Consider the following 18,693-nt stretch of genomic DNA (forward strand, 5'->3'; position numbering starts at 1 on the left):
AGAACCCCTCACAGCACCCCCTACACCTCTCACAGGTTCGGCCCACCGACACCGGCACACGCGGCGGCGATGGCGTCGATGCCGAGGTCACGAGCCTGCGGGGCCGCACGAGGCGCGTGGTGGTTGCTCGGCGCGACGAGGTACGGACCAGAACTGCTCGTTCACGACGCCGATGTCGTGGTCAGCCAGGGCACGGGGGTGCCGATCACCGACGAGAGCTCGTGCATGGCGGCACCGGTCGCCCCCGGCGCGGGGTCGACCGGGGCGGGGACGATCGTCGGCTCGGCCCACCGCGCAGACAGCACCCGAGTCCTCAGCTGCCGTTCGAGCTCTGGGCGCAGCAGGTCGGCGATCTGGCCGAGGTGCCCACCGAGCACGACCGCGGGGATGTCGAGGACGTTGAGCACGCCGGCGACCGCGATCCCGAGCGCGCGCGCCGCCCGGTCCAGTGCCTTCGCCGCGCCGGCATCCCCCGACGCCACGGCGCTGACGAGGTCGGCGGCGGTGCTGTCGCGGTCCATCCCGGCGGCATCGAGGATCGCGTGCCTGCCGGCGTACCGCTCGAGGCAGCCGGTCGAGCCGCACGGGCATGCGGGCCCGTCGGGGTCGACCGTCACGTGCCCGATCTCGCCGGCCCAGCCGTGCTGGCCGGTCATGACCTCCCCCCCGAGCACCACGGCGCCACCGACCCCGATCTCGCCGGAGAGGTAGACGAAGTCGCGCACGGGTCCCGGCCGCCCGGGGGTCTGCTCGGCGACGGTGCGGGCCGCGAGGTCGGCCTCGTTCCCGACGCGCAGCACCCCGGCTCCCTCGGGGAGTAGGTCGCCGGGGAGGTGCTCGACGGGTCGCAGGTCGGCCCACCCGAGGTTGGGGGCGAGCAGGAGGGTGCCGGTGTCGGCGGACACCACCCCCGGCAGGGCGAGGCCGCCACCCACCAGACGCACGCCGGACGGCATCCCGTCGAGCACGTCGCGGGCGATCGCCGCGAGGCGCTCCAGCGTCGGCACCGGGGGTGACCCGACGAGGTCGTCGACCTCGATGTGCTCACCGATGACGTCGCCGCGCAGGCTGACCACCCGCGCAGCGAGGAACCCGGCATTGACCTGGAGGCCGAGTGCGGCGACGCCGCTGCCGGCCACGAGCGGGGTTGCCGGGCGGCCGGGGCCGGTGGTCCCCGCCCGCTCGAGCTCGTCGAGCAGCCCGGCTGCGACGAGGTCGTCGGCGAGGCGGGATGCCGTGGAGCGGGTCATCGAGGTTCGCTTGGCGACCGACGCTCGCGAGATCGGCTCCGGGGAGGCACAGACCGTGCGGGCGACCAGCGACAGGTTGCTCGCCCGCAGCGATGACTGTCGGGCCCCCGAGGTCGTCTCGGCGGCGCGGCGCGGATCGGTCAACGACACCACTTGACCCTACTTCACCTCTCCTAATATGTTTCATCACACAACAAACAATGGGAGGAACCCGTCATGACCCGCCAGCCCATCCCGCAGGACAAGTTCTCGTTCGGCCTGTGGACCGTCGGATGGGTCGGGGTCGACCCCTTCGGTTCCGCCAGCCGACCCGCCCTCGACCCGTGGGAGTACAGCGACAACCTCGCCGAGCTCGGCGCGTGGGGGGTCTCCTTCCACGACAACGACGTCTTCCCGTTCGGCGCCGACGAGGCGACCAAGCGCGGCATCCTCACGCGGTTCAAGGAGGCGACCGACGCGGCCGGGCTCGTCATCGAGATGGTCACGACGAACACCTTCAGCCACCCGGTGTTCAAGGACGGTGGGCTCACCTCCAACGACCGCGGCGTGCGCCGGTTCGGGCTGCGCAAGATCCTCTCCGCCGTCGACCTCGCCGCCGAGTTCGGCGCGACCACCTTCGTCATGTGGGGCGGTCGCGAGGGCAGCGAGTACGACGGCTCCAAGGACGTCCACAGCGCGATGGACCGCTACAAGGAGGGGCTGGACACCGTCGCCGCCCACATCAAGGCCCAGGGCTACGACCTGCGCATCGCCCTGGAGCCCAAGCCCAACGAGCCCCGCGGTGACATCTTCCTGCCGACCGCCGGTCACGCGCTCGCCCTCATCGCCGAGCTCGAGCACGGCGACATCGTCGGCCTCAACCCCGAGACCGGCCACGAGCAGATGGCAGGGCTGAACTACACCCACGGCATCGGGCAGGCCCTGTGGAGCGACAAGCTCTTCCACATCGACCTCAACGGGCAGCGGGGGCTGAAGTACGACCAGGACCTCGTCTTCGGTCACGGCGACCTCGTGTCGGCCTTCTTCACCGTCGACCTGCTCGAGAACGGCTTCCCCAACCACCCCGACGGCCCGCGCTACACCGGCCCCCGACACTTCGACTACAAGCCCTCGCGCACCGAGTACATGGACGGCGTCTGGGAGTCCGCCCGGGCGTGCATGGCGACGTACCTCATGCTCGCCGACAAGGCCCGCGCCTTCCGGGCCGACCCGCGCGTGCAGGACGCGCTGGGCTACGCCGGGGTCCCCGACCTCGCCCAGCCGACCTTGGCCGAGGGTGAGAGCATCGCCGACTTCCTCGCCACCGACGACGGCTTCGACCCGGATGCCGCCGCGGAACGCGACTTCGGTTTCGTCGCCCTCCAGCAGCTCGCGCTGGAGCACCTCATCGGCTGAGGGTGCGCCCGCGCAGCACGCCTGCCACGCTGGGGCCACCCCCGCGACGACGAAAAGGTGTGATGCCGATGACCCCGACCGCTGTTGGTGCCGAACCCGACCTGATCCACCTGCTCCCACCCGGGACCACCGTGGATGCCGACGGTGCCGCCCGGGTGGGTGGCGCACGCCTGGACGACATCGCCGCTGACGTCGGCACCCCGGCGATCATCGTCGCCGAGGACGCCCTGCGCGCTCGGGCCAGGGCCTACGCCGACGGCCTCGCCAGTCGGTGGCCGAACAGCAGGGTGGTGTTCGCGTCGAAGTCCTTTCCGTGCACCGCCGTCCAGCGCGTCATGGTGCAGGAAGGGCTGGGTCTCGACGTCGCCGGTGGCGGCGAGATCGTCACGGCCCTCAAGGCCGGCGCCGACCCGGCGTCCCTGGTGCTGCACGGCAACGCCAAGCTCGACGACGAGATCGCCCTCGCCGTCGAGCACCGGCTCGGGCTCGTCGTGGTCGACAACGCCGACGACGTCGACCGGCTCGAGGCGGCCATCCCCCGCGGGCAGTCGATGGACGTGCTCGTGCGGGTGATCCCGGGGGTCACCGCTGACACCCACGCCAGCGTGTTGACCGGCCACGACGGCAGCAAGTTCGGGCTCGCGCCGGCCCAGGCCGTGCCGCTCATCGCCCGCATCGAGGCCTCACCGGTGCTGCGGATGCGGGGCCTGCACCTGCACGTCGGGTCGCAGATCATGGAGACCGAGCCGTTCGCGCAGGCCGTCGAGGCGGTGGCCGGCATCGCCGGGCTCGGGGAGTTCCCCGTCTACGACCTCGGCGGAGGGCTGGGGGCGCGCTACACGTGGAGCGACCAGCCGGCCGGCATCCCGGACTACCTCGACGCCCTCGTCGGTGCGGCGCGCGCCCACCTGCCCGCGCAGGCTCAGCTCATCATCGAGCCCGGGCGCAGCATGGTCGCCGAGGCCGCCTGCACGCTCTACCGGGTGGTCACCGTCAAGCGCGGCACCCACACGTTCGTCGCCGTCGACGGCGGGATGGGCGACAACCTCGAGGTGGCGCTGTACGACCAGCGGTTCGAGGCCGGCATCGTCGGCCGCTTCGACGGCGCGCACGAGCAGTGCCAGGTCGTCGGCCGGCACTGCGAGAGCGGCGACGTCCTCGTGGCCGGGGTGCCGCTGGCCGACCCGGCCGTCGGTGACCTGCTCGTCGTCCCCGCGACCGGGGCCTACTGCCACACGATGGCCAACAACTACAACGGCAACCGCCGGGTGCCCGTGGTGTTCGCCTCGGGCGGCAGCTGGCGGGTCGTCGTGCGCCGCGAGACGTGGGACGACCTCCTGCGCCGCGACGTCGACTGAACCCCCGGCATCCACCATCACCCGCACCACGCAACGAGAAGGAACGGAGCAGCGCATGGACCGGATCAGCCTGATCGGGGCGCCGACCGACGTCGGCGCGAGCGTCGTCGGATGCCGCATGGGGCCCGCCGCGTTGCGGCTCGCCGGGCTCCGGGCGTCGCTGGAGAAGTTCGGCGCGCAGGTGCGTGACTGCGGAGACGTCGGCGGCCCCGACAGCCCGATGGCCCCGCCGGTGGACGGCTACCGCCACCTGCCCGAGGTCACCGCCTGGAACCACGCCGTGTTCGATGCCGTGTCCGCCGAGCTGGCTGACGGCCGGCTCCCGATCATGCTCGGTGGCGACCACTGCCTCGCGATCGGCTCGATCTCGGCGGCGGCCCGACACTGCCGCGACACGGGCAGGACGCTGCGGGTGCTGTGGTTCGACGCGCACGCCGACTACAACACCTCGTCGATCACGCCCTCGGGGAACATGCACGGGATGCCGGTCGCGGTGCTCACCGGCACCGGTCCCGACGCGCTCGTCGGGCTCTCCGGGGCGGTGCCTGCCGTCGACCCCGAGCACGTCAAGGAGATCGGCCTGCGGGACGTGGACCTCGGCGAGAAGCACCTGCTGCACGAGCACCGGGTCGAGGTGTTCGACATGCGCTACCTCGACGAGATCGGGGTGCGGCACGCCATGGAAATGGCCCTCGAGGGGGTGGACGAGGACACCCACCTGCACGTCAGCCTCGACCTGGACTTCCTCGACGACTCGATCGCCCCCGGCGTCGGGACCCCGGTGCGCGGTGGGCCGACCTACCGCGAGGCACACCTGTGCATGGAGATGATCGCCGACACCGGGCGACTGGGCAGCCTGGACATCGTCGAGCTCAACCCGGCACTCGACGTGCGCAGCCAGACCTCGACCCTCGCGGTCGACCTCGTCGAGAGCCTGTTCGGCAAGAGCACGCTGCTGCGGGTCCACCGCCGCTGACCCCACGGCAGGCGGGCTGGGCGGAGCGAGGCAGGCGGGGCGGCGAATCACGTGGGACAGTAGGCCGCATGTCCATGCGCCGCCTCGACCGTGCCGTCGCGGACTACGTGGCCTCGCGCGAGCAGCTCATCTCCGCCACCGAGGAGTTCGTCGAGCTCGTCAGGGGCATCATCGACGACGCGGGCATCAACTACCTCACCGTCACCGGCCGCACGAAGTCGGTGCCGTCGTTCACGGCCAAGGCGCGTGGCATCCTCGCTGCGGATCCCGGGGCCGACCCGCTCGTCGCGGTCACCGACCAGGTGGGCGTTCGGGTCATCACCTACGTGCAGCGCGACATCGACGCCGTGGCCGAGCTGCTCGCCGAGCAGTTCACCGTGCTCGACGACCGCGACCTCGGCGAGGAGACCGCCGCCGCCGGTCGCTTCGGCTACGCGAGCCGACATCTGCTCGTCTCACGTGCCGCAGGGGATGCCGTGGGGCCGGCGGCGGGCGACCCGACGGCATACGAGCCGTTGACCTGCGCGTCGATCCAGCTGCGGACGGTGCTCCAGCACGCGTGGGCGGAGTTCGAGCACGACATCCGCTACAAGGGGACGGTGCCGCCCGAGCAGGTGCCCGACCTCGATCGTCGCTTCACCCTGGCGGCAGGGCTGATCGAACTCGCCGACCGCGAGTTCGGCGCCATCCGCGACCGACTTCAGGCCGGGCTGGGCGACAGCAGCGTCGGGGCGATCGACGCGCTGGACCCGCGCATCAGCGCCCAGGAGCTCGCAACCTTCCTCGCGGGGCGCTACTCCAGCGCCGGCTGGTCCCGCACCGACCACTACGAGTGGATCTCGGGGCTGCTCCTCGAGCTCGGCATCGCCTCCCTCGACGAGCTGAGTGCCACCCTGCGTGACGTCGACAGCGCCGCCGTCACCGCGGCGATGGGCTACAGGTACCCGCCCGGGGCGGTGCGCCGACTCGACGACGACCTGCTCTCCCGGTTCGGCGACACCTACGTCGCCCTCCACGGCAACGCCCACCGGCGCGAGGCCCTCGAGGCCCGCCGCGCCAACCTCACGACCTCGCCGTGAGTGCGGAAGTGGCTGCCCTGGCAACCACTTCCGCACTCACGGCGAGCCCTGCTGGCTACTTCACCTCGGCTCGACGGACGATGACGAGGCCGACCACCAGCGGGATGAGGAACCAGATCGTCCCGGACACCGCCAGCTGCTGCCACTGCTCGCTGCTGAGGCCACCCTCGAACAACGCCATCTGCGCGAGGTTGTAGTCCACCCATGGCTGCAGGTCGGCGAACCAGTCCTGGCTCATCGCGAGCAGACCGAGGAGCGGGGGCAGCACCAGCGTGTAGACGAAGTACGCGACGATCGCGCCGGCTGAGTTGCGGATGAGCACACCGAGGGTGAACCCGAACATCATGCCGAGCACGCTGCCCAGGGTGAAGGACAGGAAGCCGTCGACCGAGACGTTCCAGACCGGGTCCAGCCCGGTGATGGCACTGCCGACGAGAGTGCCCAGGGTGCCGACCACGAGCGCGATGAGCATCGCGACGAGGCCGACGACGAGGGCCGCGATGAACTTGGCGCCGAGAACCTTGCCGCGGTGCGGCACGAGCGTGAAGGTCGTGAGGCCGCTGCGCTGGCTCCACTCGCTCGTGACCGCGAGGATGCCGATGATCGGCAGGATCACCGTCATCGGCGCCCCGATGGCAGCCGCGAAGTTGTCGAAGGTCAGCTGGTCGTCCGGGGCGAAGATGATGAGGGCCGCCGTGGCGAGGACGCTCATGATGACGATGCTCGCGAGCAGCCAGAAGCCCGAGCGCGTGTCGAACATCTTGCGCAGTTCCACGCCGATGAGGCGGGTCAGGGGAATCGGTGCGGATGCCGTCTGCGCGCGGGGGGTGCGCACGGCACCACCGGGGGCCACGGCATCCGGCGTCACGCCCTGGTCGATCGTCGTGGTGCTCATGCTGCTGCTCCTTCGCGCTGGGTGTCTGCGGTGAGCTCGAGGAACATGTCCTCGAGGCCGGCACCGTCGGCACCACGCAGTTCGGTGAGGGCGACGCCGGCGGCCAGGGCTGCCTGACCGACCTGTTCCGTCGTGGCGTCGGTGTGGATGCTGCCGTCCGTGTGGACGGACACGGTGTGACCGCCCCGCTCGACCGCGGAGGCGAGGGCGACGGCATCCGAGCTTCGTGCCACCGTGCCGGCCGAGGCCAACAGTTCGGCCTTGGTGCCCTGGGCGACGATGCGACCGTTGCCGATGACGACGAGATCGTCGGCGATGACCTCGATCTCGTGCAGCAGGTGCGAGGACAGCAGCACGGTTCCGCCCTGGTCGGCGTAGGCGCGCAGCAGGTCACGCATCCACCGGATGCCGGCAGGATCCAGGCCGTTGGCCGGCTCGTCGAGGATGAGCACGTGCGGGTCGCCGAGGAGCGCGGTCGCGAGTCCGAGGCGCTGGCGCATGCCGAGGGAGTAGTTGCGCACCCGGCGGTCGGCCTCGGTGTCGGTGAGGCTGACGAGGTCGAGCAACTCGCGCACCCGGCCCTTGGGCAGCCCCATGGTGCGCTGGGCGATGGTGAGGATCTCGCGGCCGGTGCGCCCGGCGTGCTGGGCGGACGCGTCGAGGAGGACCCCCACCTCGGCGCCCGGGTTCGGCAGGTCGACGAAGCGGCGGCCGTCGATCAGGGCCGTGCCGGTCGAGGCCGGGGTGAGGCCGACCATGATGCGCATGGTCGTCGACTTGCCGGCGCCGTTGGGGCCGAGGAAGCCGGTGACGCGGCCGGTCTGCGCGGTGAACGAGACGTCGTTGACGGCGGTGAAACCGGCGTACGTCTTGGTGAGTGAGCTGACGGTGATCATGGGGACGAGCCTGCCGGTTCGACGGCGCCGAGGTCATGGGGGACAGTCCTGAGAGTGACCCTGACTGAACCCTGAGATTCCTCAGGTGGGCTCAGGCATCGTCCACGGTTGCACGGTCGGTCCGGCAGCGCCCGAGGTGGTGAGCCCCGTCGCCCACACCGCTTGCCGGATCCCTGACGAGGTCGCGCACGCCCTGGCCCAGCAGGCCGTCGACGAGCAGTGGGCCGCCCGCCTGGCCGAGCAGGCCGGCTGGACCGAGCCCGGCGACTACACCCGCGTGCAGGCGGCGTTCGACCTCCTGGCCGCGGACGGCATCCTCGCGAGGATGAACTTCACGTGCTGCCCGAACTGTGGGCACACCGAGATCGCGGACGAGCGCAGCGACGAGGAGGCAGGCACCGCGGTGGCCCGGGCCTCGAGCCTGGCCGTCGGCCGCCTCGTCGTGCGGGCCCTGCGCGACCAAGGGCTGAGCGTGGACTGGCCGGAGAAGACGTCTGCGCGGATCGCCGTGACGGGCCTGCACTGGCGCAAACCCCTCCCCCCGGACTGAGCACTCGCGCCCGCGATGAGCACCTGTCTCCTGCAGGATTCGACCACGTGGTCGCATCCGGTACGGCACCCCTCCGGTGCGGTGCCCCCTCAGGACTCCGGGTCGAAGCCGAACACCCGCAGCTCCTGCGGGGTGCGGCACCCCTGCGCGACCCGAGCGGCCCAGCGCTCGGCCTCCTCGCGGAAGGGCACCTCGATCACGAGGAAGCCACCGTCGAGGTGCGACGTCTCGTGGGTGATCGTGCCGTCAGCATGGACGAGCACCGGCGGGACGCTCTCGTCGATGCCACCACCGAAGACGTACACCCCGGCGTCCTTGGCCTCACGCATCGCCGCGTGGGAGGACTCGACAACCGCCTCGAAGTCCTCGGGGGCGAGGACCATCGTCGCGCTGGGGAAGGAGATCAGGTACTTGGCCATCGGCCCATCGTGCCCGCTCATCGCCAGCCTGACCAGCGTGGACCTGACCTTCAGGGTAGGTGCAGCAGGCGACGCGGTGGGCAGACCCCCTGGCGGGTCGTCATGCCGCCCCGTATCGGATGCCGTTTGGTCACCGTCACCCGCTGGCAGGCGGTCAGCGACAGCGCCTTGAGAGTCGTATGGCTGAATCGAGGAAGACCCAGACGTCGAGCGAGCAGAGCACGAGCGGATGCCTCACTCGATGGCGGGGCCTAACTCCCGTCGCAGATCCTTACTCCGGATGTGCGCTCTTGCAGCAGCGCCCAACGGGAGTAGGAGCACACATCGGGAGTTCGGCCCAGCCATCGAAGGGTCCCGGGCCGGCTTCCGCCCGCGATGAGCACCTGGCCCCTCCAGGATTCGAACGAGTGGTCACATCCAGCACACCGGCCACGGCTGCCTGTGCGGGATTCGACCGAGTGGTCACATCCGGCACACCGGCCACGGCTGTCGCTAGCCTGACCAGGGTGGACCTGACCTTCAGCGCCGAGCTGTTCGAGTGGCGAGGCCCGGCGCCCCACCACTGGCTCCGGCTTCCGCTGGCGGCCTGCGAGGAGATCGCCGCGGAGGCCGCCGAGACGACGTACGGCTGGGGCGCGATCCCCGTGCAGGTACAGGTGGGCGACACCCAGTGGGAGACCTCGCTGCTCCCCCGCGAGGGCGGCTACGTGCTCCCCGTGAAGCAGGCCGTGCGCACCCGGGAGCAGATCGACCTCGGGGACACCGTCACGGTGTCGCTGAGCGTGGCGCCTCGGCACGGGCGGGCCGCGAACGGCACCGGCCGAACAGGCTGACCCGAGCCCCGGTCATTAGGGTCGGGCCTGCCCGCTGCGGCAGGTGACGGCTACTCGGGAAGGGTGACCGCGGCATCCTCACTGCGTCGGAGACGCCGCGGCGCAGGGTCTCGCCGAGGAAGAAGCCCGGCATGGTCATCCGCTGCCAGATCATGATGCCGACGCCGGCGAGCAGCACCACCATGCCGAGCACGACGACCAGGCCGACACCGCCGACGGAGGAGCCCGAACCGGCCCCGGTGGTCCGCGGTGTGCCCGCAAGCAGACTGGGCGTCACTGAGGTGGCGTTGAGCCTGGGGCGCTGGCTGGAGCGAGACGCTTCGCCAGCCGGGTGATCTGGTCGGTTCCGACGCGGCAGCACCCACCGACGAGGCGGGCGCCGGCGGCGACCCAGTCGGCGGCGAGGTCGGTGTCGAACGCGGCGTCCCCGCTCCATGTGTGGGTCGCACTGTCCCAGGTCTCACCGAGGTTCGGGTAGGCCACGGACGGGCGCGCGGTGGCCTGGGTCGCGAGGCGAACGGCATCCATCACGTCGTTCGGTGCGGAGCAGTTGATGCCGGCGGCGATGATGCTCGTGCTGTCGGCCAGGACCGCGTAGGCCTCGCTGAGCGGCTGGCCCGCGCGGGTGGCGGTGCCGGCGACGGAGTAGGAGAACCAGGTCGGCAGGCCGAGGTCGTCGAGGAGGGGGACGAGCACCTCCGCCTCGTCGGCGTCAGGGATGGTCTCGACGGCGAGGAGGTCCGGGGCTGCTGCGGCGAGGAGTTCGAGTCGTGGCGCGTGGAAGTCACGCAGGGTGGCCGCGCTGACGCCGTAGCGGCCGCGGTACTCGGAGCCGTCGGCGAGCGCGGCGCCGTACGGGCCGACGGAGGCGGCGACGAGGGGCGGCCTGACACGGGTGGTTTCGGCGGCGATCTCGTCGCGCACCTGCGTGGCCAGGGTGACGCTCGAGGTGAGGGCCCGCTCGGCCTCGCGCTCGGTGAGCCCGGCCGCCATCAGGGTCGGGACGCTGGCCTGGTAGCTCGCCGTCGTGACGACGTCGGCACCGGCGAGGTAGTAGTCGCGGTGGACGGCGGCGATCTGGTCTGGGTCATCGAGCAGCAGACGAGCCGTCCAGAGGTCGGAGGACAGGTCGACGCCTCGGGCCTCGAGGGCGTTGGACAGGCCACCGTCAAGGATCACCGGCTCAGTGAGGTTCATGGCGCCGATCCTCCCACCGGGCTCCTGCGGCCGCTCTTGTCGGAGCGGTTCAGCCGTGCTCACGACCCGGCAGCGGCGCACCCTGGAGGAACCGCTCGTACGCGATGCGGGCGTCCTCGTCGCTGGTCGGCTTGATGCTGAGGGCATGCGCCAAAGGATTGCGTGGATGCACGACGACCGCACATCGACCACGCTCGCGAGACCGTCGGCCTCCACAGAGACACCGCCGCGCTCGCTGAGTTCGGATGCCGTTGCCCCCCAGACCGCTGTCGCCGCGCTTTGCTTGGAGGGATCCCCTGGCCAGGAGCGGGTTGAAGGGGTGATGGGAGGTTTCGGTCACAGCCGCTCGAGCACCCAGGCCCAGTCGATCCGCTCCTGCTCGAGACGCACGGAGGGGCCGTGGACATCCTCGACGAGGTCTTCGTACAACGCCCGCTCACCCCCAGTGAGGTGCACCAGGTCGGCGCGGGTCTGCTTGGGCTCCGGCACCCAGCGTGTGCGGTGGTGCAGCAGGGTGTCGAGGTCCATCAACACCGACGTCACCTGCGGCACCTGCGAGCGCACGAGGTCGAGGATCGCGAAACCGTGGGTGTCCAGGTCACCCCAGTAGCGCACGCGGAGCGCAACGCCGAGCCACGGCATCCGACCGAGGCGGCCGGCATCAAAGCCCTGCCCCCAGACGACCACACCTCCCTCAGGAACGGGCACCGCGAGGTAGGTCGTGAGGTTCTCGACGATGAGCACCTGAGAGGGCGCCACGGCAAGCGCTCCTGCCTCCGCCACCCGGAGTCCCACCTCACTAACTCCAGGAGGCAGCACGCCCAGACCGGCATCAACTCGTAGCCGCAGCAACTGAGGAGCTTCGGCGAAGCCGTACCTCCGGGCGAAACGCCGCGCCGCCGAATGGCGTGGGTCAAACGCCACCGTCGCGTCCAGCCACTCGCCCAGCACGCGCGCGTGCCCCTCGATGAACTTCGTGTCCACGCCGGGTGCGGTCACCTCACGCAGGTGGCGACCCTGCCCTGCAGACTCGACGAGCCAGGCATGCGCCGCGAGCAGGTGTTCCCAGTCGGTCGACACTGCCAACGCCCGCAAGGGAGACCGGGCCACCCAGTCGACCAGCGCGGGGTGGGCTTCCCGGGTGCGCGCCAGCAGTGCGTCGAACGCGCGCACCTGCTCCGTCACGCCGAGCAGCCGCCACCACTGGTCGTATGCCGTGACCTTCACCCGGTCGGGCAGGCTCGCGGACCCGATGACCCGACCCCCGATGGACCGTTCGGTCAGGTCGTAGCAAGTGCCGCCGCGACTGCCGGCCACGAGCGCGTCGCGCCACGACCGCACCTGCGACAGCTGCGCCGACACCTCTCGCGGGGTCGGCCCGCGCACCGGTAGGTCAAGCACGGGAGCCGGTGCCCCGGTCGCGTGTGCACTGAGCAACTCACCGGCATCCCAGCGCTTTTGGGCACGAGCGCGAACATCCGCCGACGTCGTCCACGCGCTCACGAGGGGCGACCCGCACGCCCGTGCTCGGCGCGCTCGGCGTGGTACTCCTCGATGGTCAGCGTCTGGAGGCGGGACCGCTGCCCCGTGCGGTTCTCGACGAACCCGACGGCGCTGACGTAGGGCTCGATGACATGGACCTTCTGCAGAGGCGTCACCACGAGCAGTTGCAGGCCCAGCTTGGCGAACAGGTCCAGGGCATAGCGGGTGGAGGCGTCCGAGCCACGGCCGAAGGCCTCGTCGATGACGGCGAACCGGAAGTCCCGGGACTTGGGCACACCCCACTCCAGCCCGAACTGGTAGGCCAACGACGCCGCGAGGATCGTGTAGGCGAGCTTCTCCTTCTGCCCACCGGACTTGCCGTCGGAGTCGGTGTAGTGCTCGCGCTCCACCTGGCTGTCGGCCTCACGTTCGGAGGCCGCGAACACGAACCAGTTGCGCACGTCTGTGACCAGGTCGGTCCAGCGCTTGTCTGCCTCGGTGAACCCCTCGCGTCCGCGAAATCGCCCGATGATCGCCTGGACCCGGCGAAAGCGCTCTTCGGAGTACTGGTCGTCGGTGCTCAGCGCATCATCGGTGCAGGCCCGCAGATCGTCACGGAAGGCCCGCACCTCGTGGTTGGTGCTCGGTTCGGTGAGCAGTCGGATGCGGGTGCCGGGGCTGTAGTCGATCGCGGAGAGCGACTCGTTGATGGTATCGATGCGCGAGCGGATCGTCTGCGCCGACTGGTCGAGCCAGGCCTGGAAGCCGGCGATGTCGTTGATCGTGTTCGTGTTGAGCTGCCGCTTGAACTCGGCCTCGAAGCGGGGCAGGTCATCACCGGTGATCCGGTCGCGCAGCGCGCGGTACTCGGCGGCCGCGAGCACGTCGGCGCCGAGTTCGGTGGTGTCGCTGGGCCAGGCCTGACGGAACGCGGCAATGCGTTTGGCGGCCCGCTCACGCGCCGCTGACTGCTTCTCCTGGTGGGACTGGATGGACGCAGAGAACTCACGTTGGAGATCGCGTTCGGCCAGTGAGCAGGCCTCCAGGGTCGCCGGAGCGTCATGTCGACTCTCAAGCAGTTCGTATGCCGTTCGCAGGCCGGCGAGCTGGTCGGTCGCCACTGCATCGAGGTCTGCCTCGGCGAACCGTTGCTGATCGGCGTTCCTGCGGTGCTCACCCTTGAGGGCGCCAACCTTCTCGGTGAGGTCGGTGACCACGGCGCCCTGAGCGGCGCGCGCACGCTCGACCTCGGCGAGCCGAGCGTGCAGCGCCTCGACCTCGGCGTTGCCGCGCTGGAGCACGTCGCGCTCGCGCGCGAGCTCGTCGATGCGCTGGGCGGCGGAGCGCCAGTCGACGAGCGACCAGCTTGATACGGCCAGGACCTGTGCGACGCTGGCGGCCTCGGCATCGTGTCGATCGGTGTCGACCTTGGCCGCGTCCAAGGCGTCACGGGCGGCGGTCAACTGGGCCTGCACGGTGGCACCGCGTTCGATGAGGGCGTCGACCTTGTCGGCGTTGGACCAGCCGAGGACCCACCGCGTGCGGTCCTCGAGCGCGAACCGGTCGTCCTTCTCGTGACGGCGGTCCGTCTTTACCTGCCCGAGGAGGGTCACCGCCTTGCGGTGCTCACGCAACTCGTCGACGTGGTGCACCCGTGCGTGGTCGGCCCGCGATCGCAGTTCAGCGGTGAGCCAGGCGGCGTGCGGTCCCTCCCGGATCTCAAGCACCTGCGCCAAGGTGTTGTCCTCCACGGCCACGGACGGTCGCCGGTTCACGACGTCGCTCGCGCGGTAGTAGACGAACCTGGCACCGAGGTGATGCTCGTCAACCCATCGGGACGCAGCGGCATACAGCTCACTGGGGACGAGAACCGACAGGGCGAACCCTCGAAGGACGCGCTCGGCTGCCCCACGCCACTGCCCCTGATCAGCTCGGACCTGAACGAGTTCGCCCACGAACGGCAAGCTGGCGACATCAACACCGAGCGCACTCGCGAGGCGATCCCGCACCTTCAGGCTGGCGGAGTCGATGTTGCTGGCGCGACCCCGCAGCGAAGCGATCTCCGCCTGAAGCGTGGAGCTCTCGCGTTCGGCATCTCGAACGGCGATGCTCGCGTCCGTCCGCCGCTGGTGGCCGGACTCACGTTGGGCGACCAGCACGTCGCCGCGAGCACGCGCAGCCGCCTGCGCGTGCTCGAACGACCCCTCGTCGTCGACCGGCGGAATGTCGAGGACGCTCAGGTGATGGTTCAGCTGGTCGGCTCGGGACCGACACTCGTCGCGACGGACGGCAGCGGCGGCCGACTCGACCTCGATGGCACCAAGCCGCCCACCCGCGATCCCCTCACGGGCCCGCACCAGTCCAGCGTGTTCGTCGCTCAGCTCGTCCTGCCGCCGCTGAGCCCGGACCAGCGCGTCGTCGAGGTCGCGACGGCCCTGCTCGAGGCGCACCTGCTCCTCACCGAGCAGGCGCAGCCGGTGCTCGGCTGCCCACACGGGTAGGGCGTCCAGGGCGTGGCGCGCCTCGGTGATGGCCTGCCCCCGCGCGTCGAAGTCGTCGCAGGCAACCACGATGGGCTCGAGCTGCTCGAGCTGGTCGCGAGCCTTGCGCACGGCATCGTGCGCCCGGGTCAGGTCCTCGAAGTGCTGGACGAGGGCGGCGATGCGTGTGCCGGCGACGGCTGGCTCGAGCATGTGATGACGAACGAAGTCGGTGAGGTTGCCGACCGACTTCATCGAGATGGTCTGGTGGAAGAGCTCGAGCGCCTGCTCGGACCGGATGCCGAGCAGCCGCCGCAGCCGCGTGCCGTAGTCGGGGTAGTGGTCGTGCACCGACGCCCCGCGGGTGCGCAACCGTCGCTTGAGGTCTGCCGGGTCGGTGCCGAACTCGGTGAAGTCGGCCACGATCGACAGGTCGTCCTCGGCGGTGACGAAGAACCGGCGAGGTTGGCTCTCACTTGTGCCCGGCATCCAGAAGACCTGGGCGAGGGTGACGTCCTGCTCGTACCCCTCGTTGCGGAACACCCCGAGGATCACGGAGTAACTGCTCTGGTCGCGCAACCCGACCGCCCGCGAGGCACCGGTTGATTCGACCCGCTCGGACTTGTAGTGGCCAAGGACGTAGGTGCGCAGTGAGCGTTCGCGGGTCTCTGCCCCGGCTGCCTTGTTGTAGCTGATCCGGTTGGCCGGGAGCAGGAGCGTGGTCACCGCGTCGACGAGGGTGGACTTACCGGAGCCGATGTCGCCCGTGACCAGGGTGTTGTCACCGGACAGCTGGAGCACCTCGCACCGACCGTCGAAGGTGCCCCAATTCAAGAGCTCGAGGCGGTGCAGGCGGTAGCCTGGCCGGACCCCGGTGCCGAGGTCGACCTCGAGGGCGGAGAACAGGGCGTCGGTCATGACTCGCCCCCGCTGCCACTGCCCGTGCCCGCACCGGAGGTGTCGGTGCCCCCGGTGCCTCCCCCGGGGCCTCCCCCGGTGTCGGCCGCGAGCGCGGCGTACTCGGCCAGTCGGGCGTCGAACTCACCGAGCCACTGGGCGTCGACAAACGCCTTGAGGATGCGGCGCACCTCGTAGGCGCCCATCGGGCCCGGCAGCTGTCGCAGGAAGCCCAGCTCGACGACTTTGCGGATGGAACGGTCCACCTCGTCGACGAGCTTGGTCTCGTTGGTGCTCGCGGGCCGGAACGTGCGCAGCTCGTCGACGAGCCGGTCGCGGGACACCACGAGCCGGCCCTCGCCGGCGCCGGCATCGAACTCGGCCAGCGCCTTGCGCAGCACGGCGAGCATCAGGCTCACGGGGAAGGACAGTCGGTGTCGCGGCACAAGACGGGGAAGCGGGTTGTCCGGGTCCTCGGGCTTGGAGCGCAGGTACGCGTACCCCTCCGCCTCGTCGATGACCAGGTCGAGGCCGAGCACGGCGACGTGGTCGCGCAACGGGTTCTGCAACCGCACGACGTCAAGCCAGATCCGCTCCGCGTGATCGCGGTCGACGACGCCGCGCATGAGGGCGACCGCCGCCGCCGTGAGTGGGGGCAGCCCGCTGCTGCGCAGGTCAGGGGATGCCGTGCTCACGCGAGCATCCCACCACGAGTCGCGTCGCGGCGCACGAACAGGACACGCGGCATCCGGACCAGTCTCTCGCCACCCCCGGACGACGCCGAGCCGGACGGCTCGCTGACGAGGACGGCATCCTCGACGTCGGTGTCGATGACGAGCTCGAAGTCGTCCTCGACGAGACCGAGGTAGCCCACGAGCTCGGCAACGCCGTGAGTCGCCGGGTGGTCACGCAGCACGGTCAGCAGCGATGCCTGGTCCGTGGAGCTGAGGGCGGTGCGCACCGTCGAGGCCAACCGTGCGGAGTCGACGTACACCTGCTCGAACAGCGACTGGAGGTCGACGGCGTCATCGGCGTCGACCGCGTCCAGGCGTGACTCGACGCCGGTGAACAGCGGCGGGGTGTACAGGGGTCGCTCCATCGGCAGCGCGACGGACGGCGAGGTGGCATCGAGCTCGGTGACCAGGTCGCCCATCGAGGCGTCCCGCACGGCCAGGGCAGAACGCTCGATGGACCGCAGCAGCTCGACGACCCGACGGTTCTCGAGCCAGACCTTGTCGTCGAGGAAGCGGCGCAGCTGCTCGGAGAGCAGCCGGACCGTCTGCTGGGTGCGCTCGGCGGCGTCGAGCCAGTCGAAGTGGATGCGGCCCAGACTGCGGTCGACGTCGATGGCATCGAGGTCCACGAGCTGCTGGAGGAGGCCGGTGAGCTCGTCACGGCGGGCACGCGACAGGAGAAAGTCGTGGAAGGCCTGGAAGCTGCGACCCTGATCGGAGTCGGCGATGGCGTGGCGTTCGCCGACGATCTGGTCGAGCAGCTCACCCTTGCCACCCTCCCACGCGGCGATGTCGGCGCGGATGCCGCGGTCAAGGGTGCGGAAGTTCTCCTCCACGGAGCGGAAGTCGGAGAGCAGCTCGCGGGCGGTGCTGCTGAAGTGCTGGTAGCGGTCGAGCAGGGCGACGGCATCCAGCGGCGGGGACTCGCCGCCGGCCACCTTGGCGATCTCGGCGTCGATCGCGTCGCGGCGTCGGCGCAGCTCGGCGAGTCGGGCACCCGGGTCGGGGTCGGCTCCACTGACCATCTCGCGCAGCAGCTCGACGATCGTGCTGAGCCGGGACTCGGTGCCGACGAAGGAGCGGGCCCGCAGCCCGGCGACGAACCCATAGGCCCGCTCGACGTCGACCGTGGCGTCGTAGTGGGCCTCGTCGTGGCCCTCGGGATAGAACTTGCGCAACCAGCCCTGCTCGGGGGATGCCCAGGCATCGACGTAGTCGCGGGCCGAGCGGGGGTAGGTGGGGCGAGCGGGTGGCGAGGGATCAGCGTCGGGCGACCCGACGGCATCCGGTGCGGTTCGTGGGGAGTTGCCGGCGGTCTGGGCGTTGACGGCGTACAGCAGGTCGTCGACGCGCGCGATCAGGTCGGACTCGGCGATGCTGCGCACGTTGTCAACGATGAAGATCGTGCCGAGGACGTGGATCGCCAGCGGTGCGGTGTCGGCGCGCAACAGGCGCCACGCGCGGGAGTTGGCGCGCAGGTACGCAACGGTCTCGAAGTCCATCGGCGCGCTCCTCTCGCTGGCAACCGGGGCGACCCTACGGGATGGCGGCGACACCGCCGGGCCGGTCGCCCACGTAGCGGTATCCCAATCGGACGATCCTCTGCTGTCTGGTGACGTCGCCCGCCCGAGACTGCGTGAGCGGCTCCGGACATATGCCCGTTCAGTCGTGGTCGCCCACCTCGCGCAGTGCCTCAAACGCAGCACGCTCGCGCGCTCGCCGTGCCCGGAGCTCACCGAAAACATCTGCCGCCATGAACCGCGTGTGCGTGCCCGTCGGGCGGCGGCGCCTGGTCGCCGTCATGAGATCGGCACCCCTGAGCAACGGCCATCGGGTCGTTGCAGAGTTTCAGGAAGGCCTGCCCGCGATCTCGTGGAAGCCTGACCCAGCGCACCACTATCGCGACCGACTGCGACCGGTGGTGTAGGTCGGCCTGGCGCAGTTCGACGTGGAGGACTCGTCCACCTTCGACCGGGGCGCCTGCACGAGGCCTTCCGCGGCCGAATCGTCAACGACGCGGGCGCGGTCATCGATGACCGGCCGTGGCAACTGACCAGCGCCCACCCGAGGCACCGTGGTGATCACACGAACTGGGCCGCGATGGTGGCGGGTGGTGCGCCACGCTGGCTCGGCAAGGGGTACGGCAACGCCACAGCACGCACCCACGGCTCGTGCGTGTTCGGCGCGAGACTGACTCTGGATCCAACCCTCACGCTTGGCCAGATCGAGGCCGTGCTCATGGATGTCCAACG

The 18,693-nt window shown here is 70.6% G+C and carries 15 protein-coding genes; 6 read left to right on the top strand and 9 right to left on the bottom strand.

Annotation, left to right across the window (positions count from 1 at the left end; genetic code table 11):
• Positions 1 to 161: 161 nt before the first annotated feature.
• Positions 162 to 1,400 (bottom strand): ROK family protein, encoded by a 1,239-nt coding sequence (locus C8E84_RS10630; protein WP_246196892.1) that lies wholly within the window; start codon positions 1,398 to 1,400, stop codon positions 162 to 164.
• 66 nt (positions 1,401 to 1,466) lie between these two features.
• On the opposite strand from C8E84_RS10630, the gene xylA reads away from it, so the two are divergent.
• The 4 genes from xylA to C8E84_RS10650 all read left to right on the top strand — a co-directional run bounded on the left by xylA (position 1,467) and on the right by C8E84_RS10650 (position 6,058).
• Entirely contained in the window at positions 1,467 to 2,645 is a 1,179-nt protein-coding gene (xylA, locus tag C8E84_RS10635; protein ID WP_159901989.1) for a xylose isomerase, read from the top strand.
• A gap of 68 nt (positions 2,646 to 2,713) precedes the next feature.
• Entirely contained in the window at positions 2,714 to 4,003 is a 1,290-nt protein-coding gene (gene lysA, locus C8E84_RS10640) for a diaminopimelate decarboxylase (protein WP_159901991.1), read from the top strand.
• Between the two features lie 55 nt (positions 4,004 to 4,058).
• Entirely contained in the window at positions 4,059 to 4,979 is a 921-nt protein-coding gene (gene rocF / locus C8E84_RS10645) for an arginase (protein WP_159901993.1), read from the top strand.
• A 68-nt stretch (positions 4,980 to 5,047) separates the two neighbouring features.
• Positions 5,048 to 6,058 carry a GTP pyrophosphokinase gene (locus C8E84_RS10650; protein WP_159901995.1) on the top strand — a complete coding sequence of 337 codons (1,011 nt, stop codon included), beginning with the start codon at positions 5,048 to 5,050 and terminating at the stop codon, positions 6,056 to 6,058.
• 55 nt (positions 6,059 to 6,113) lie between these two features.
• Here the strand turns inward: C8E84_RS10650 and C8E84_RS10655 are convergent, their stop codons facing one another.
• Both C8E84_RS10655 and C8E84_RS10660 read right to left on the bottom strand, forming a co-directional pair.
• A complete protein-coding gene (locus C8E84_RS10655; RefSeq protein WP_159901997.1) occupies positions 6,114 to 6,953 on the bottom strand; it encodes an ABC transporter permease subunit in 840 nt (279 codons plus the stop codon).
• On the bottom strand, positions 6,950 to 7,849 hold the full coding sequence (locus tag C8E84_RS10660) for an ABC transporter ATP-binding protein (protein WP_159901999.1): 900 nt from the start codon (positions 7,847 to 7,849) through the stop codon (positions 6,950 to 6,952). The genes C8E84_RS10655 and C8E84_RS10660 overlap by 4 nt, the downstream gene beginning before the upstream one ends.
• 139 nt (positions 7,850 to 7,988) lie before the next feature.
• Here C8E84_RS10660 and C8E84_RS10665 point away from each other — a divergent pair, with 139 nt between their 5' ends.
• Complete coding sequence (locus C8E84_RS10665; RefSeq protein ID WP_159902001.1) at positions 7,989 to 8,399, top strand: DUF6891 domain-containing protein; 411 nt, start codon at positions 7,989 to 7,991, stop codon at positions 8,397 to 8,399.
• Between the two features lie 89 nt (positions 8,400 to 8,488).
• On the opposite strand, the gene C8E84_RS10670 is transcribed toward C8E84_RS10665, so the two are convergent.
• A complete protein-coding gene (locus C8E84_RS10670; protein ID WP_159902003.1) occupies positions 8,489 to 8,818 on the bottom strand; it encodes a YciI family protein in 330 nt (109 codons plus the stop codon).
• A 506-nt stretch (positions 8,819 to 9,324) separates the two neighbouring features.
• On the opposite strand from C8E84_RS10670, the gene C8E84_RS10675 reads away from it, so the two are divergent.
• Positions 9,325 to 9,651, top strand: a complete 327-nt coding sequence (locus C8E84_RS10675) for a DUF1905 domain-containing protein (protein WP_159902005.1) — start codon at positions 9,325 to 9,327, stop codon at positions 9,649 to 9,651.
• Positions 9,652 to 9,924: 273 nt separating this feature from the next.
• On the opposite strand, the gene mmuM is transcribed toward C8E84_RS10675, so the two are convergent.
• From mmuM to C8E84_RS10700, 5 genes are all read right to left on the bottom strand, one after another.
• On the bottom strand, positions 9,925 to 10,848 hold the full coding sequence (gene mmuM / locus C8E84_RS10680; protein WP_159902007.1) for a homocysteine S-methyltransferase: 924 nt from the start codon (positions 10,846 to 10,848) through the stop codon (positions 9,925 to 9,927).
• 336 nt (positions 10,849 to 11,184) lie between these two features.
• Positions 11,185 to 12,351 carry a Wadjet anti-phage system protein JetD domain-containing protein gene (locus tag C8E84_RS10685; RefSeq protein ID WP_159902009.1) on the bottom strand — a complete coding sequence of 389 codons (1,167 nt, stop codon included), beginning with the start codon at positions 12,349 to 12,351 and terminating at the stop codon, positions 11,185 to 11,187.
• The gene (locus C8E84_RS10690) at positions 12,348 to 15,728 is read right to left on the bottom strand and encodes an ATP-binding protein (protein ID WP_159902011.1); all 3,381 of its coding nucleotides are present in this window, start codon (positions 15,726 to 15,728) and stop codon (positions 12,348 to 12,350) included. Before C8E84_RS10690 ends, C8E84_RS10685 begins: the two co-directional genes overlap by 4 nt.
• Complete coding sequence (locus C8E84_RS10695) at positions 15,725 to 16,402, bottom strand: DUF4194 domain-containing protein (protein ID WP_246196893.1); 678 nt, start codon at positions 16,400 to 16,402, stop codon at positions 15,725 to 15,727. The genes C8E84_RS10690 and C8E84_RS10695 overlap by 4 nt, the downstream gene beginning before the upstream one ends.
• Positions 16,399 to 17,943, bottom strand: a complete 1,545-nt coding sequence (locus tag C8E84_RS10700) for a DUF3375 domain-containing protein (protein ID WP_159902013.1) — start codon at positions 17,941 to 17,943, stop codon at positions 16,399 to 16,401. Before C8E84_RS10700 ends, C8E84_RS10695 begins: the two co-directional genes overlap by 4 nt.
• Positions 17,944 to 18,693: the final 750 nt, after the last annotated feature.

Origin of the sequence: Ornithinibacter aureus (assembly GCF_009858245.1) — a bacterium.
GTDB classification, from domain to species: domain Bacteria; phylum Actinomycetota; class Actinomycetes; order Actinomycetales; family Dermatophilaceae; genus Fodinibacter; species Fodinibacter aureus.

What these genes read in the sequence shown, in the direction of transcription:
- rocF (WP_159901993.1), top strand. Translation starts at nt 4,059, where the DNA reads ATGGACCGGATCAGCCTGATCGGGGCGCCGACCGACGTCGGCGCGAGC.
- C8E84_RS10655 (WP_159901997.1), bottom strand. Translation starts at nt 6,953, where the DNA reads ATGAGCACCACGACGATCGACCAGGGCGTGACGCCGGATGCCGTGGCC.
- lysA (WP_159901991.1), top strand. Translation starts at nt 2,714, where the DNA reads ATGACCCCGACCGCTGTTGGTGCCGAACCCGACCTGATCCACCTGCTC.
- C8E84_RS10670 (WP_159902003.1), bottom strand. Translation starts at nt 8,818, where the DNA reads ATGGCCAAGTACCTGATCTCCTTCCCCAGCGCGACGATGGTCCTCGCC.
- C8E84_RS10660 (WP_159901999.1), bottom strand. Translation starts at nt 7,849, where the DNA reads ATGATCACCGTCAGCTCACTCACCAAGACGTACGCCGGTTTCACCGCC.
- C8E84_RS10650 (WP_159901995.1), top strand. Translation starts at nt 5,048, where the DNA reads ATGTCCATGCGCCGCCTCGACCGTGCCGTCGCGGACTACGTGGCCTCG.
- C8E84_RS10690 (WP_159902011.1), bottom strand. Translation starts at nt 15,728, where the DNA reads ATGACCGACGCCCTGTTCTCCGCCCTCGAGGTCGACCTCGGCACCGGG.
- mmuM (WP_159902007.1), bottom strand. Translation starts at nt 10,848, where the DNA reads ATGAACCTCACTGAGCCGGTGATCCTTGACGGTGGCCTGTCCAACGCC.
- xylA (WP_159901989.1), top strand. Translation starts at nt 1,467, where the DNA reads ATGACCCGCCAGCCCATCCCGCAGGACAAGTTCTCGTTCGGCCTGTGG.
- C8E84_RS10700 (WP_159902013.1), bottom strand. Translation starts at nt 17,943, where the DNA reads ATGGACTTCGAGACCGTTGCGTACCTGCGCGCCAACTCCCGCGCGTGG.